This is a genomic window from Neptunomonas antarctica (assembly GCF_001305295.1).
GTDB lineage: Bacteria > Pseudomonadota > Gammaproteobacteria > Pseudomonadales > Balneatricaceae > Neptunomonas > Neptunomonas antarctica.
Genome location: NZ_LJSI01000028.1, coordinates 84,771 through 100,034, shown reverse-complemented (window position 1 = coordinate 100,034; position 15,264 = coordinate 84,771). Strand labels below are relative to the sequence as shown.

At 45.5% G+C, this 15,264-nt stretch carries 14 protein-coding genes; 8 read left to right on the top strand and 6 right to left on the bottom strand.

Annotation, left to right across the window (positions count from 1 at the left end):
- Positions 1-97 precede the first annotated feature (97 nt).
- On the bottom strand, positions 98-724 hold the full coding sequence (locus Nant_RS07085; RefSeq protein WP_054340941.1) for a pseudouridine synthase: 627 nt from the start codon (positions 722-724) through the stop codon (positions 98-100).
- Positions 725-843: 119 nt separating this feature from the next.
- On the opposite strand from Nant_RS07085, the gene icd reads away from it, so the two are divergent.
- Positions 844-2,100, top strand: coding sequence for an NADP-dependent isocitrate dehydrogenase (gene icd / locus Nant_RS07080; protein WP_054340940.1), 1,257 nt, complete (start codon positions 844-846; stop codon positions 2,098-2,100).
- Positions 2,101-2,182: 82 nt separating this feature from the next.
- Here icd and Nant_RS07075 read toward each other — a convergent pair whose 3' ends face one another.
- Positions 2,183-2,398: a cold-shock protein gene (locus Nant_RS07075; protein ID WP_054340939.1), complete on the bottom strand. Its 216-nt coding sequence runs from the start codon at positions 2,396-2,398 to the stop codon at positions 2,183-2,185.
- 264 nt (positions 2,399-2,662) lie between these two features.
- Between Nant_RS07075 and clpS the strand changes: the two genes are divergently transcribed.
- Both clpS and clpA read left to right on the top strand, forming a co-directional pair.
- The gene (gene clpS, locus Nant_RS07070; RefSeq protein ID WP_054340938.1) at positions 2,663-3,022 is read left to right on the top strand and encodes an ATP-dependent Clp protease adapter ClpS; all 360 of its coding nucleotides are present in this window, start codon (positions 2,663-2,665) and stop codon (positions 3,020-3,022) included.
- Between the two features lie 13 nt (positions 3,023-3,035).
- Positions 3,036-5,291, top strand: coding sequence for an ATP-dependent Clp protease ATP-binding subunit ClpA (clpA, locus tag Nant_RS07065; RefSeq protein ID WP_054340937.1), 2,256 nt, complete (start codon positions 3,036-3,038; stop codon positions 5,289-5,291).
- A 64-nt stretch (positions 5,292-5,355) separates the two neighbouring features.
- On the opposite strand, the gene infA is transcribed toward clpA, so the two are convergent.
- From infA to trxB, 4 genes are all read right to left on the bottom strand, one after another.
- Complete coding sequence (gene infA / locus Nant_RS07060) at positions 5,356-5,574, bottom strand: translation initiation factor IF-1 (RefSeq protein ID WP_027853708.1); 219 nt, start codon at positions 5,572-5,574, stop codon at positions 5,356-5,358.
- A gap of 102 nt (positions 5,575-5,676) precedes the next feature.
- On the bottom strand, positions 5,677-6,396 hold the full coding sequence (locus Nant_RS07055) for an arginyltransferase (protein WP_054340936.1): 720 nt from the start codon (positions 6,394-6,396) through the stop codon (positions 5,677-5,679).
- Positions 6,397-6,401: 5 nt separating this feature from the next.
- Positions 6,402-7,106 (bottom strand): leucyl/phenylalanyl-tRNA--protein transferase, encoded by a 705-nt coding sequence (gene aat / locus Nant_RS07050; protein WP_054340935.1) that lies wholly within the window; start codon positions 7,104-7,106, stop codon positions 6,402-6,404.
- Positions 7,107-7,160: 54 nt separating this feature from the next.
- A complete protein-coding gene (gene trxB / locus Nant_RS07045; RefSeq protein WP_054340934.1) occupies positions 7,161-8,117 on the bottom strand; it encodes a thioredoxin-disulfide reductase in 957 nt (318 codons plus the stop codon).
- Between the two features lie 676 nt (positions 8,118-8,793).
- Between trxB and Nant_RS07040 the strand changes: the two genes are divergently transcribed.
- From Nant_RS07040 to serS, 5 genes are all read left to right on the top strand, one after another.
- Positions 8,794-11,487 carry a DNA translocase FtsK gene (locus Nant_RS07040; protein ID WP_054340933.1) on the top strand — a complete coding sequence of 898 codons (2,694 nt, stop codon included), beginning with the start codon at positions 8,794-8,796 and terminating at the stop codon, positions 11,485-11,487.
- 68 nt (positions 11,488-11,555) lie between these two features.
- Positions 11,556-12,191, top strand: coding sequence for an outer membrane lipoprotein periplasmic chaperone LolA (gene lolA, locus Nant_RS07035; protein WP_054340932.1), 636 nt, complete (start codon positions 11,556-11,558; stop codon positions 12,189-12,191).
- Positions 12,191-13,543 (top strand): replication-associated recombination protein A, encoded by a 1,353-nt coding sequence (locus tag Nant_RS07030; RefSeq protein ID WP_054340931.1) that lies wholly within the window; start codon positions 12,191-12,193, stop codon positions 13,541-13,543. The genes lolA and Nant_RS07030 overlap by 1 nt, the downstream gene beginning before the upstream one ends.
- Positions 13,544-13,546: 3 nt before the next feature.
- Positions 13,547-13,918, top strand: a complete 372-nt coding sequence (gene crcB / locus Nant_RS07025; protein ID WP_054340930.1) for a fluoride efflux transporter CrcB — start codon at positions 13,547-13,549, stop codon at positions 13,916-13,918.
- A 20-nt stretch (positions 13,919-13,938) separates the two neighbouring features.
- Positions 13,939-15,213, top strand: coding sequence for a serine--tRNA ligase (gene serS / locus Nant_RS07020; RefSeq protein ID WP_054340929.1), 1,275 nt, complete (start codon positions 13,939-13,941; stop codon positions 15,211-15,213).
- Positions 15,214-15,264 lie beyond the last annotated feature (51 nt).

Here is a 15,264-nt window from a genome sequence, read left to right as displayed (position 1 = left end):
AGAGTAATTGACGAGCATCAAATGTTAGTTATGCGCTTTAATTGTAGGTTGCCTGCTGTCATAGACTTCCAGTCTTGGATGATCAGATAAAATCTGATCAACGCCTGCGTGAACTAATCCTGGGGTTACGCGTTGTTTTTACTTGTGTTGAGGACGGCTGCGCTCGTTTAGCTAGCGGCGCTATGTTGGCTGTTTCTTCTCTGTATTCGCCAGGTTGTAAAGTACCAATCGTCCAGTCGCCGATGGCATAGCGAATCAAGCGTAGTGTTGGGAAGCCCACGGCGGCTGTCATGCGTCTTACCTGGCGGTTTTTACCTTCGGTTATTTTAAGTTCTATCCAGCTGGTAGGGATCTCTTTGCGTTCGCGGATCGGAGGGGTTCTTTGCCACAGGTTGGGCTCTGGGATGCATTTGGCTTTTGCCGGGCGTGTTGTACCGTCTTTGAGTTCGACGCCTTTACGCAGTTGTTCAAGAGCACTGTCGCTTACGTCGCCTTCGACTTGTGCCCAATAGGTCTTTTCCATTTTGAATTTGGGATGCGCAAGGGTGTGTTGCAGTGCGCCATCATCTGTCAGGATCAATAATCCTTCAGAGTCATAATCCAGCCTTCCGGCGGCATAAAAATCGGGCTTGTCGATGAAGTCGGCCAGCGTTGTGCGTCCGTCTTGATCGGTGAATTGTGTGAGTACCTGAAAGGGTTTATTAATAAGTAAGATATTAGACATGGATCCTGTTTCTGTAGTATGAGTACGGTATTGCAGCGTATTAATATGATGATTAGGTAATTATGCCTGCAGATGGTTATTTCTACGAATCTATTTAATGTCTTTAATGGAGTAGAGCGATGAGATACAGCAATATTCAAGTACCGGCGCAAGGTGAGAAGATCACAGTTAATGCTGATTATTCACTGAATGTTCCGGATAACCCTATTATTCCTTTTATTACGGGTGATGGTATAGGTGTGGATGTCACGCCGCCTATGCTTAAAGTAGTTGATGCGGCGGTGGCTAAAGCTTATGGCGGAGTGCGCAAGATTTCTTGGATGGAGGTTTATGCGGGTGAGAAGGCCACGCAATTATATGATCAGGATGCATGGATGCCTGATGAAACACTGGAGGCGTTTAAAGAATTTGTGGTGGGTATTAAAGGGCCGCTGACGACGCCTGTTGGCGGCGGTATCCGCTCGCTGAATGTCGCGCTGCGTCAGGAATTGGATCTGTACGTGTGTCAGCGTCCTGTGATGTGGTTTGAAGGTGTGCCGAGCCCAGTCAGGAGGCCTGAAGATGTTGATATGATTATTTTCAGGGAGAATTCCGAAGATATTTATGCAGGTATTGAGTGGAAAGCGGGTTCGGATGAAGCCAAAAAAGTGATTAAATTTCTGACCGAAGAGATGGGTGTTACTAAAATCCGTTTTGAAGAAAACTGCGGAATAGGTATTAAGCCGGTTTCAAAGCAAGGTACGCAGCGTTTGGTAAGAAAAGCACTGCAGTATTGCGTAGACAATAATCGAGACTCCCTGACCTTGGTGCATAAAGGCAATATCATGAAGTACACGGAAGGTGCTTTTAAAGAGTGGGGTTATGAGTTGGCCGTTGAAGAGTTTGGCGCTGAATTACTGGATGGCGGCCCGTGGATGGTATTTAAGCATCCAAAAACAGGTAAAGATATTATCGTAAAAGATGTGATTGCGGATGCGATGTTGCAGCAAATTTTACTGCGTCCGGCGGAGTATGATGTGATTGCGACGCTTAATCTGAATGGTGATTATTTGTCCGATGCGCTGGCGGCAGAAGTGGGTGGCATAGGTATCGCGCCGGGAGCTAACTTGTCAGACAGTGTGGCGATCTTTGAGGCAACGCATGGCACGGCTCCTAAGTATGCGGGGCAAGATAAAGTTAATCCGGGTTCGTTGATTTTATCGGCAGAAATGATGTTGCGTCACATGGGCTGGATTGAGCCTGCTGACTTGATTCTTAAGGGAGTGAATGCGGCGATTGGCGCAAAAACGGTTACCTATGATTTCGAACGTCTGATGGATGGAGCAACCTTATTGTCGTCGTCTGAGTTTGGTGATGCGATTATTGCGGGTATGTAAAATCTTGTACGTAGGCGTTATGCAGAGATAGAAAAAACCAGCTAGAGGTAGCTGGTTTTTGCTTTGTCAGTTATGCACCCTTCTACGCTTGAATCAGAGGTGTGATATTAACTGCATGCATGCCTTTTGGGCCTGGTGTTGTTTCAAAAGTCACAGGCTGGCCTGCTTTAAGGCTTTTGTAACCTTCTGACTGAATGGCTGAATAATGCGCAAATAGATCTTCTGTGTGGTTTTCATCAGCAATGATAAAACCGAAGCCTTTGGCATTGTTGAACCACTTAACCTTCCCTGTTTGCATTTCGAACTCCCATTAATCTGATATTAAGAACTTACTTTAGTCACTTGTTTTGTAACTTACTAAAATGTAAGTCTGAACTGCAAAGCCGGCTCCTGCTACAATAAAAACGTAATAAACTACTCAAATTTAAAAGAGTTACTGATCCATATTTGATGGTAGGTTTACATCTCTTGTTTCCATCAGTATATCATTGTGTTTTGATGACGCTAATGGTACCTAAGTTTATTCATTAGATTGTTCGTAATTTTTTTGTAGAGATAATTCATGTTGGTAGCTAGATGTAGTAATACGATTAGATTGTCGTCAGAAGAGGAGGAACACTTTTCTGACGATGGCAACTTGGCGACACAGGAAGCAGCGCCTAAACTGAAGAAACCACCTATGTATCGTGTCGTGTTACTGAATGATGATTACACCCCGATGGAGTTCGTTGTTGAGGTGTTGATGATATTTTTTAATATGACACAAGAGCAGGCCGCGGAAATAATGTTAGCCGTGCATACTCAAGGCAAGGGCGTTTGTGGTGTTTTTTCTCGTGATGTGGCTGAAACTAAAGCGACACAAGTGAATCAATACTCTAGAGACAATAAGCATCCATTAATGTGTGAAGTGGAAGCTGTTTAGCGGAGACATAGCTATGTTAAATCGTGAACTTGAAGAAACATTAAGCGCAGCATTCAAAGGCGCCAGAGATAATAGACATGAGTTCATGACGGTTGAGCATCTGTTATTGGCTCTGCTTGATAACAGAGACGCTTACAAGGTCTTGACCGCCTGTGGAGCCAATGTGGATGCACTGCGTACGTCGCTCAGTGTGTTTATTGAAGAAACCACGCCATTATTACCTGATAATGTTCCCGCCATGGAGACACAGCCAACCCTGGGTTTTCAGCGTGTATTACAACGAGCTGTATTTCATGTGCAGTCTTCCGGTAAGAATGAAGTGACGGGTGCCAATGTCGTTGTTGCTATTTTTAGCGAACAAGAAAGCCATGCTGTGTTTATGCTGCAGCAGCAAGGTGTTGAGCGAATTGATGTCGTTAACTATATCTCCCATGGTATTTCACGCGTGAGTCAGGATGATGGTGAGCATGAAGGCTTGCTAGAGTCTGATGAAGCGGCAAATAATGGTGAGGCTAGTGCGCTGAGTAAGTATGCTGTTAATTTGAACCAGCAGGCAGCAGAGGGACGAATTGATCCTTTGATTGGTCGCAGCTCGGAAGTTGAGCGCGTTATACAGATACTATCCCGACGTCGTAAAAATAATCCACTCCTGGTTGGCGAAGCGGGTGTTGGTAAAACGGCTATAGCGGAAGGCCTCGCTAAACTAATTGTCGAAGATCAGATTCCTGACGTGATGATAGGTAGTGTGGTTTATTCTCTTGATCTTGGGGCGTTGTTGGCGGGGACTAAATACCGTGGTGATTTTGAAAAACGCCTCAAAGCATTACTCAATGAAGTGAAGCAGAAGGATAATGCGATCCTGTTTATTGATGAAATTCATACGATTATTGGTGCGGGAGCGGCCTCTGGCGGTTCGATGGATGCGTCTAATCTGCTGAAGCCGCTTTTGAGTTCAGGTGATCTGCGCTGTATCGGTTCAACCACGTTCCAGGAATTCAGAAGTATTTTTGAAAAAGATCGCGCCTTAGCCCGACGATTCCAAAAAGTGGATGTGCTTGAGCCAAGCGTTCAGGAAACTTATGAAATTCTTTGTGGGCTGCGTAAAAAGTTTGAGCAGCATCATGAAATTGAATACACCGATGAGGCGTTACGAGCAGCCGCAGAATTAGCGGATCGCTATATCAATGACAAGCATATGCCAGATAAAGCTATCGATGTTATTGATGAAGCGGGTGCTTATCAACGTTTGCTCAAGAAAGAAGATCGCAATCCGATTATTGGTGTTCATGAAGTGGAAGAAGTGGTTGCTAAAATTGCCCGCATACCACCTAAAACAGTCTCCATTTCTGATAAAGACCAGCTTAGAAAGCTTGATTCCAACCTGAAAATGGTTGTTCTTGGGCAGGAAGAGGCAATATCTTCTTTGTCTTCAGCGATACGCTTATCGCGTGCCGGGCTGAATGATCCGCATAAACCGGTAGGTAATTTCCTGTTTTCCGGCCCTACCGGTGTGGGTAAAACTGAAGTTACCACGCAGTTGGCGCGGATATTGGGCATTGAACTGATTCGCTTTGATATGTCGGAATATATGGAACGCCACACCGTGTCTCGATTAATAGGTGCACCTCCGGGCTATGTTGGTTATGACCAAGGCGGATTGCTAACGGAAGCGGTCACTAAATCACCTCATTGTGTGCTTTTGCTGGATGAAATAGAAAAAGCGCACCCAGAGGTTTTTAATATCCTGCTACAGGTGATGGATAACGGCACGTTAACCGACAACAATGGCCGTAAGGCAGATTTCCGTAACGTTATTCTGGTAATGACGACTAATGCCGGGGCTGATGTGATGAGTCGTCCGTCTATTGGTTTTTCGCATCAGGATCATTCATCTGATGGTATGGAGGCGATTAAACGCTTGTTCTCACCGGAGTTCCGTAACCGTCTGGATGCGGTTATTCAGTTCAAATCACTGTCACCCGATATCATCATGGGAGTGGTTGATAAATTCCTTACAGAGCTGCAGGCGCAGCTGGATGATAAAAGAGTAGTGCTTCATGTTAATGATGATGCACGTGAATGGCTGGGTAAGCATGGTTATGATGAGAAAATGGGTGCCAGGCCTATGAAGCGTCTGATTCAGGAGAAGTTAAAAAAACCATTGGCTGAAATGATTCTATTTGGTGATCTTGCTGAAGATGGGGGAGAAGTTCAGGTGTCTGTCGATGATCAAAATGAAATAGTGTTGAATGTAACAGTGGCAGCCTAAGGCTGCCACTGGGGAACTTTCTGGATCTGGTATTTAACAGGGACGTTAAGCCAGATCGATCGAACTAACGGGCGCGATATACGATGCGGCCTTTGCTCAGATCGTATGGTGTTAGTTCAACTTTTACTTTATCACCCGTTAATATACGGATGTAGTTTTTACGCATTTTACCAGAGATATGGGCGGTAACTACATGACCATTCTCGAGTTCTACGCGGAACATGGTGTTTGGTAGCGTGTCAACCACGGTACCTTCCATTTCAATGCTATCTTCTTTAGCCATTAATTACCTACCTGTGTAAGGGCTGATTTCGAACAATGTCCTATTATCAGAGCGCAGTATTTTGCCTTATTTGTGTAGGGATATCAAAGAGTATTGGGGGTTTTATTGCGATCGGATAAGAATCCACTGCCCATCGATTAAAAATTCGAGTGGTCGATAGGCAATTTTATACTTCATTTTGCGACAAGACTGCACCCAATACCCCATATATAGGTACTCAAGGTTGAGTTTGCGGCATTCTTCAATTTGCCAAAGAATGGCGTAGGTTCCTAAACTCCGATGTTGTAGTGCAGGGTCTGGGTCAAAAAAAGTATAAGTGGCAGATAATCCTTTCGTTAACCGATCAGTGACGGCTATGCCGATAAGTTTACTATCGAGGTAGAATTCTAAGAATTCACAGGGTTGCTGGCCCTCGACGAGAAAACTAATAAATTGCTCTTTATTGGGAGGGTACATATCTCCGTCTGCATGACGTAACGAGATATAATCTGAATAAAGCTTAAAGTATTCATCGGTGTAGCGGGGTATTGTTTTTTGTACAATTAAGTCTTTGTTTTTGTTATAAATACGGCGTTGTGTTTTATTTGGCTGAAAAAACTGAATAGGTACCCGAACGGATATACACGCTTGGCAATGCTCGCAATGAGGGCGATAGATGTGTTTTCCGCTGCGTCTGAATCCAAGATCGGATAGCTGGCTAAAAGCAGTAGCTGAAATGTTTGACTGTGGATCAACAAACAGCGTTTTAGCTTTATAGCCTTTGATATAGCTACAGCTGTGTTCCGGTGTAGAGAAAAAATGTAACTCTTTCAAATCTGTCATTAGCTTCAAATGCCCAATTTTTTAGTATGAGTATCAAAACGCCAACTATGGTCAGTTACTACATCGATATATTGATTAATATAACGTAGAAATTCCTCACGGGGAATATTAGAAGCACCAAGACTTTGGAGATGGTTGTTGTGAATCTGACAGTCAATTAATGGATAGCCCCATTGTTCTAACTGCTGAGTAAGCGCAATAAAGGCTATTTTAGAGGCATTTGTCTGCAGACTGAACATTGATTCACCAAAGAACAGCTTTCCTATACCCAGTCCGTATAGGCCTCCTATGAGCTGATTTTCGCTCCAAACTTCAACCGAGTGCGCGATACCTTGCTGATGCAGTGCGATATAAGCCGCCTGCATGTCGGCGGATATCCAGGTGCCTGATGCTTCGCGGACACTAGCACATGCATGGATGACGTCAGCGAAGGCTGTATCGAAGGTGATGTGATAATCGCCTTTATTGATCTGTTTTCGCATGCTGCGGGATATATGAATCTTTTCAGGGATAAGTACGCAGCGCGGATCAGGACTCCACCAGAGTATGGGGTCATCAGGGTTGAACCACGGAAAAATACCTTGTTTGTAAGCCGCCAATAGTCGTTCTGGTGATAAATCACCTCCGACGGCGAGTAGTCCGTCAGGCTCCTTCAATGCTGTCGCAGGGTCTGGGAAAATAAGCGTGGTGGGGTGTAGCCAGGGAATCATGAGCAATGTTCATATAAGGGCCAAAGACGGGGCAGTCTTTGGCCGACGCTAATGTTATTTAGCCAGATCATCTAAATAGCGTTCTGCATCCAATGCTGCCATGCATCCGAAGCCCGCTGACGTGACCGCCTGACGATAAATATGGTCAGACACATCGCCTGCAGCGAAAACGCCTTCGACATTGGTTTGAGTCGCGTTGCCGTTGAGACCGGATTGAATCTTCAGATAGCCATTGGTCATCTCAAGTTGGCCTTTAAAAATATCGGTATTAGGCTTATGGCCAATCGCAATAAAGACACCAGTCAGTTCCAGATCTTGTGTCGAACTACCGTCTGTGCTGTTTAGGCGAATACCTGTTACACCGGTAGCATCACCCAGCACTTCATCAAGCTGGTGATTCCAGATAATCTTGATATTGCCATTTTTGGCACGCTCAAATAATTTGTCTTGCAGAATTTTTTCCGAACGTAGGGTGTCGCGACGATGCACAAGCGTGACTTCTGCTGCAATGTTAGACAGGTATAGCGCTTCTTCAACGGCCGTATTGCCACCGCCAATCACGGCGACTTTTTGGTTGCGATAGAAGAAACCATCACAGGTAGCGCATGCGCTAACGCCTTTGCCTTGAAATGCTTCTTCTGACTCAAGACCAAGATACTGTGCAGAAGCACCGGTACAAATGATCAAAGCATCACAGGTATAAATGCCATTGTCGCCAGTCAGTGTAAAAGGGCGGTTTTGTACATCAACGGTGTGGATATGATCAAAAATAACCTGCGTATCAAAGCGCTCAGCATGTTGCTGCATACGTTGCATCAATTCAGGGCCTTGTAAGCCTTCTACATCGCCAGGCCAGTTGTCAACTTCAGTGGTGGTGGTCAGTTGACCGCCGGCTTGCATACCGGTAATAACCACTGGATTCAGATTGGCGCGGGCGGCGTAAATAGCAGCCGTGTATCCGGCCGGGCCTGAACCAAGAATAAGGAGTTTGTGGTGCTGTGTTTCGCTCATAAATGCTTGCCTTAGTCTAAACGTGTCTATGTGATTATGAATATGATGGAGGGCCGGATCAGGAAATACAATCCTCGGCGGGTGTTATTTTTGCTTATTTACTTGGATAACCTGAAAATACAAAACCTATCATCTCAACGTTTGATATTATCAGCTAAGCTTCGTTTTCTAATAAGTAGTATGGCTCTATCATATACATTAACCGGTGTGCCCCGGTAGTCTGCCTCGTCAATGAATCCACGATGTTGTGTGTTGTTGCCCGCTTGAGTCTATTCATCGTCTTTTGAAAAAGAGAGGATATTGGCGGTATCTATGCCAAAATAGCTATTTTCGATGGTGAAAGTTAATACACGTGAGTTGTTTTGAACCAGATTGGGTAAACTCATGTCTATAGCCTCTGATATTGTTTGATTTATCTATTATAATTGGCGGCTAATTTGGACTATTGTCCTTAATTAGAGCCGAGCCAGAACTTATTAAAGAGTTTATTGAAGTGTAAAAAATGAGTTAATAAAGACGTAAACGTGATCTGACGCCCTGCCTACTTTAATTTTGAATATCGCCTTCACGCTGCGCAATCATCTGTTGTCAGCAAGGTAGTGATACGGTGTGCTTTATTGAATGATGGTATTTTAATATATTCGTAGTAAGTACTTCAAAACGATAAGGAATTTGAGTGAAAAATAAGTGCCCAGCTAGCCCTTATGCTTTTTCTGAGCTGTTCGCACGCGTATTCAAAGTCTGTGTGCTTTTTCTGGTTATTATGAGCTGTGTTTATCTGCTGTTAAGCATGATGGGCTATCACCCTAAAGATCCCGGCTGGTCTCATTTGGGATACCATCCCGGCGTGCGTAATTGGATGGGGGTTTTCGGTGCCTGGGCTGCTGATATCGTGTTCTCGTTTTTGGGTGTTACCGCTTGGTTTATACCCTTTATCGTACTTGTGCCTACAGTGCGCTTCATGCGAAGAAAAGAGGTGTCTTTATTGGAGGGGCTGCCGTTTGTGATGTTGCGTACGGCAGGCGCTCTTTTGTTGGTCGCCTCACTTTGTGCGCTTGCATCCATACATTTGGCGAATAACCATTTAGGTTTCCCTTTTACCAGTGGCGGTATTGTTGGGCAGGCACTGTCTGACTGGATGGTTTCCTGGTTCAGTCTGCTTGGTAGTACCATACTGCTCTTAACTGCAGCGGCGATTGGCAGTACATTTTATATGGAGCTTTCCTGGGATGACATACAGCATCGTTTGGGAAGCTGGGTATTAAATGGTTATCGGACAGTAGCCGATGTCTTGGCCGCTCAACACGGTACCCGTAGTGATGGGAGTGGCGATGTCAGTCGTAGTGAAACTGATGAAGAAACAACAAAAAACACATTAAAAGAACGGATTCGGTCGCGTTTTGAACCGGACGTTAACCGTCAGGCGTCTGATACTACACCTGAGCCCGGTGCTTCATTATCTTCGCGTAATTCGATAAAAAGTATATCTGATCCTAATCAGCAACTAACATCTAAAGCAGTCACTGAGCCTGCCAAAACAACGGCAGCTGCTAAACCTGTTGTCGAACCTTTAGCAACAGAGCCTCCATTGATAATGAATGTTGTCGGCCAGCCCATTAAAACTAATGATCACGTTGGTAGCAGGCAATCCAGTGTCGATCAGCTTAACACTGACGGTGAGGCACTTGATGATGTGCCTGGTCAGCGTGAACGTATTGCAAACCCGAAACATTCATCGGTTATGAATACAGAAGCTACTTCTCCTAAAAAGGAACTTAAAATCGTTCCGTTGGCTGAGTCGCACAAGCCTATACAAAGTGATGATCAGGATCTTAACTCGCGTGAGAAAGGGGGTCTTCCTTTGCCTGCTTTACGTAAAATTCCTTCATTGGATCTGCTGGATCCACCAGAGCTGCAAACGGATCATGGTTACTCCGAAGAGCAGCTGGAAGATATGTCGCGCTTGCTTGAAAGTAAGCTAAAAGACTTTGGTGTCGTTGCTGAGGTAGTTGAAGTTAATCCAGGGCCGGTGATCACACGCTTTGAGATTCAACCCGCACCGGGTGTTAAAGTCAGTAAAATTACCAATTTATCAAAAGATCTGGCGCGTTCCTTGGCGATATCGAGTGTTCGTGTGGTTGAGGTTATTCCCGGAAAGTCGGTCGTCGGAATCGAAATACCCAATGCCAGCCGACAGATGGTCCGCCTGAGTGAGGTGCTCAACTCTAAGCCCTATAATGAAGCATCGTCGCGACTAACGCTGGCCCTTGGTAATGATATTGCCGGGAATCCGGTAGTCGCAAATCTGTCAAAAATGCCGCATTTGCTGGTAGCGGGCACTACCGGTTCAGGTAAGTCTGTCGGTGTTAATGCGATGATCCTGAGTCTGCTATTTAAAGCCACGCCTGAAGAGGTGCGGATGATGATGGTAGATCCTAAAATGTTGGAGCTTTCTATTTATGAAGGTATTCCTCATCTACTCACGCCCGTTATTACCGACATGAAAGAAGCGGCGGGCGGCCTGCGTTGGTGTGTTGGCGAGATGGAGCGACGTTATCGTTTAATGTCGAAAATGGGCGTGCGTAATCTGGCGGGTTTTAATGACAAGGTGAAAGCTGCTGAACAGGCGGGTAAACCGTTGTTAGATCCGCTCTGGAAAGCGGAAGAGCATGGCGAGCCTTATGGGACGCTAGCGCCAGCGTTGACAACCTTACCTTATATTGTTGTCATCATTGATGAGTTTGCAGACATGATGATGATTGTCGGCAAAAAGGTGGAAGAGCTGATCGCGCGTATTGCTCAGAAAGCGCGTGCGGCAGGTATCCATCTGATTCTGGCTACGCAACGACCATCTGTTGATGTTATTACGGGATTGATCAAAGCGAATATACCGACACGAATTGCATTTCAGGTGTCTTCTAAGATCGATTCGCGAACAATTCTGGATCAGTCAGGCGCCGAAAATTTATTAGGTAATGGCGATATGCTATATCTGCCTGCAGGCACTAGTGTCCCTAATCGAGTACATGGCGCTTTTGTGGGAGATGATGAAGTACATCGTGTTGTGGAAGCCTGGAAAGCTATCGGTTCGCCTGTGTATATTGATGCTGTATTGGATGAAAGCGGATCAGAGTCGGGCGGCGCTTCAGGTGGTTTATTCGATGAAGAACAAGATCCACTTTATGATGAGGCGGTTGCTTTCGTTACCGAAACAAGAAAAGCATCTATTTCCAGTGTACAAAGGAGAATGAAAATTGGCTATAACCGCGCCGCCAGAATCATAGAAACAATGGAAGCTGCGGGTGTTGTTACGAATGCAGGCTCCAATGGACTACGTGAAGTGTTAGCGCCACCGCCAGTACGAGGTTGAGATTAGTGCAGTTGTAGTTGTTTATTGGGGTTGCTCGTTGAATGCCGTTGGTTAATATAGAGGGTTGCATGAAAAAAATATTTAGACGGTTCGTTATGGTCTTTTTGACAGCTATGCCGTTATTGGCTCACGCTGAAACACCAACTGAAGCTTTACAGCACGTACTGAAAGGATATGAGCGTTTTAGCGCCCATTTTGAGCAAGTGACACGCAGTGAGCAGAGTAATGACGCTGAAGTGTCTAAAGGAACGTTAATGATTGCCCGCCCCGGTCAGTTTCGTTGGGAAACGGTGAGCCCTTTTCCCCAGCTGATTATTAGTGACGGTCAGTATCTTTGGATTTATGACCCCGATCTTGAGCAAGCGACGCGTAAGCCGGTTGATTTGGGTAAGACAAATGCAGCGGCATTAATCCTTAATGGAAATGTTACTGAGTTGGCAGATAAGTTCGAAATTTATCAGCCGATTAATGAAGAGAGTGAACAGCTTTTTGAATTACTGCCAAAAGACACTCAAAGCAGTTTTCAACGTATCCGTGTGTTTTTTACGAATGGTGTGATGTCTGAATTAATGTTGCAGGATGTATTAGGCCAGCAAACGACTATATTGTTGCGGGACCCGGTGATCAATGAAGCGATGGATGCTTCACTGTTTCAGTTTACCCCACCTGAAGGAACGGATGTTATTATGAGCGACGAGGCCTGATGGCTGACTTGTTTGATGGAGCTCGGCCGGTATATCAACCGCTGGCAGCGCGCATGCGACCCACTCACCTGGCAGATTATGTGGGACAGTCTCATTTATTAGCACCGGGTAAGCCTTTACGGCTTGCGATTGAGCAGGGCGCTTTGCACTCCATGATTCTGTGGGGACCGCCAGGAGTGGGTAAAACTACATTGGCTAAAATTGTTGCGCATACGTGTGATGCGCATTTCATGACGTTATCGGCAGTTTTATCCGGTGTTAAGGATATTCGTGCTGCCGTAGATGAAGCTAAGCAGGTGGCACTATCGCGCCAATGTAAGGTTATTTTATTTGTCGACGAAGTACACCGCTTTAACAAATCACAACAAGATGCTTTTCTGCCTTACATTGAAGATGGCACATTTCTATTTATCGGTGCGACCACTGAAAATCCCTCTTTTGAGTTAAATAATGCGTTGCTGTCCCGGGCGCGTGTCTATCTTTTGCGTAATTTAAGCGATGCTGAATCACTGCTCGTTATTCAGCAGGCATTGAGTGATGAGCAAAAAGGACTCGGTTTAAAACTTCTGAAATTTGAAGAAGGGGCTTTAGAGCAATTAGCCAGAGCGGCAGAAGGGGATGCGCGCAGAGCGTTAAATCTACTTGAAATTGCCGCCGATCTCTCGGTCCCAGAAAATGGCGTTGAGTGGGTTTCGATCGCCGCACTCAAAGAGGTTCTTCAAAGTAGCAGTGGACGCCGCTACGATAAGCAGGGCGATATATTCTACGATATGATTTCCGCGTTTCATAAATCAGTACGCGGATCTTCTCCCGATGGTGCTTTATATTGGTATTGCCGAATGCTTGAAGGGGGTTGTGACCCGCTTTATATTGCCCGCCGGCTCGTCGCGATAGCCTCAGAAGATATTGGTAATGCTGATCCGCGGGCGATGCAAGTGGCTCTCTCTGCCTGGGACGCATTTGAGCGGGTAGGGCCGGCAGAAGGTGAACGCGCTATTGCTCAGGCGGCTATTTACTGTGCCAGTGCACCCAAGAGTAACGCTGTCTATAAAGCGTTTAATGAATGTCGAGCTGCGATTCGTTCTGATCCCGATTATCCTGTACCTGTTCACTTGCGCAATGCTCCCACATCCCTAATGAAAGATTTGGGTTATGGTGAAGAGTATCGTTATGCTCATGATGAGCCGAATGCGTATGCGGCAGGTGAAAATTATCTTCCTGAAGAAATTGCCTTACGTCAATTTTATCACCCTGTTGAGCGTGGCCTTGAGCAGAAAATAAGTGGTAAACTTCAGCAGCTTAAGCTACTTGACGAACAAAGTTTATCGAAACGATATAAGGGCAAAGGGTAGAGCATGCAAACGATTATCGCAGTTGCCACAGGAGGGGCCTTGGGTGCAGTCAGTCGTTTCTGGTTAGCTGGAATGCTTAACGATAAGACAGATAGATTACCGATAGGTACGCTTACCTGTAATATTGCCGGCTCGTTAATTATGGGTGTTTTGTTTGTTCTCATTATGGAGAAAGCCCGGCTTTCTCCTGAATTACGTCCCTTGCTCATGGTTGGATTTCTGGGCGCTTTTACTACTTTTTCATCTTTCTCACTCGAGACGGTGGCTCTAATGCAGGAAGGACATATAATGTCCGCTTTGGTTTATGTATTATTAAGCGTATTAATGTGCATAGCTGCTTTGTCTGCTGGTATCTGGATCACCCGCCTGTTTTAAATAAGGTTATTTATAAACTCATGTTAGATTCAAAAATTGTTCGCGAGAACCCCGAAGCTGTTGCAGAACAGCTGGTTAAAAAAAATTACATATTCCCTGTTGCGCGCTTTAATGAGCTGGAAGCGTTACGTCGCGATGCCCAGATTCTGACTGAGAATTTGCAGAATGAACGCAACACTCGCTCTAAATCGATCGGCAAAGCAAAAGCAGCGGGTGAAGATATTCAGCCATTGCTTGCTGAAGTGGAGAATTTAGGCGGTCAGTTAGATGAAGCAAAATCCAAATTAAATGACATAGCCTCTGATTTGGATGACCTGCTGTTAGGAGTGCCGAATCTGCCTGATGAATCAGTACCGGCGGGTTTAAGTGAAGACGATAACGTCGAAATTCGTCGCTGGGGTACGCCGCCTGAAATGGCGTTCGACCCACTGGATCATGTCGCCTTAGGCGAGCAGAATGGCGGTTTGGATTTCGAAACGGCTGCTAAGCTTACCGGCTCTCGTTTTGCCGTAATGACCGGTAAAATGGCGCGTCTGCACCGTGCCCTGATTCAGTTTATGCTGGATGTACAAACTACGGAACACGGCTACACAGAAGCTTATGTGCCGTATCTGGTGAATGAAGACAGCCTGAAAGGTACCGGACAGTTGCCAAAATTTGGCGAAGATCTGTTTAAGGTTCCCTTTGGTGATCGTCAGTACTACCTGATCCCAACAGCAGAAGTGCCGGTAACGAATATGGTACGCGATGAAATTGTTGACGCCGATAAGTTACCTCTTAAATTTACAGCGCATACACCCTGTTTCCGTTCAGAAGCGGGTGCGTCTGGTAAAGATACGCGTGGCATGATTCGTCAGCATCAGTTTGAAAAAGTTGAAATGGTGCAGATTGTTGAGCCTTCTACATCATGGGATACGCTCGAAACCATGATTCTGCATGCCGAAACAATTTTACAGAAACTTAAACTGCCTTATCGTGTTGTCGCGCTATGTGGTGGTGATTTAGGTTTTGGTGCCGCGAAAACCTATGACCTTGAAGTATGGTTGCCAGGACAGGATAAATATCGCGAGATTTCATCTGTTTCTAATATGACGGATTTCCAGGCGCGTCGTCTTAAAGCGCGTTGGAGAAATCCTGAAACAGGTAAGCCTGAACTGCTACATACACTTAACGGTTCTGGTTTGGCTGTTGGCCGTACGCTTGTGGCTGTGCTGGAGAACTATCAAACAGCAGACGGACGTATCATCGTACCTGATGTGCTTGTGCCTTACATGGGCGGTATTACCGAGTTGTAATGTCGCGTACACCTCGCTCAATCGACAGTTAATGCCTCTCTGGTCTAACCG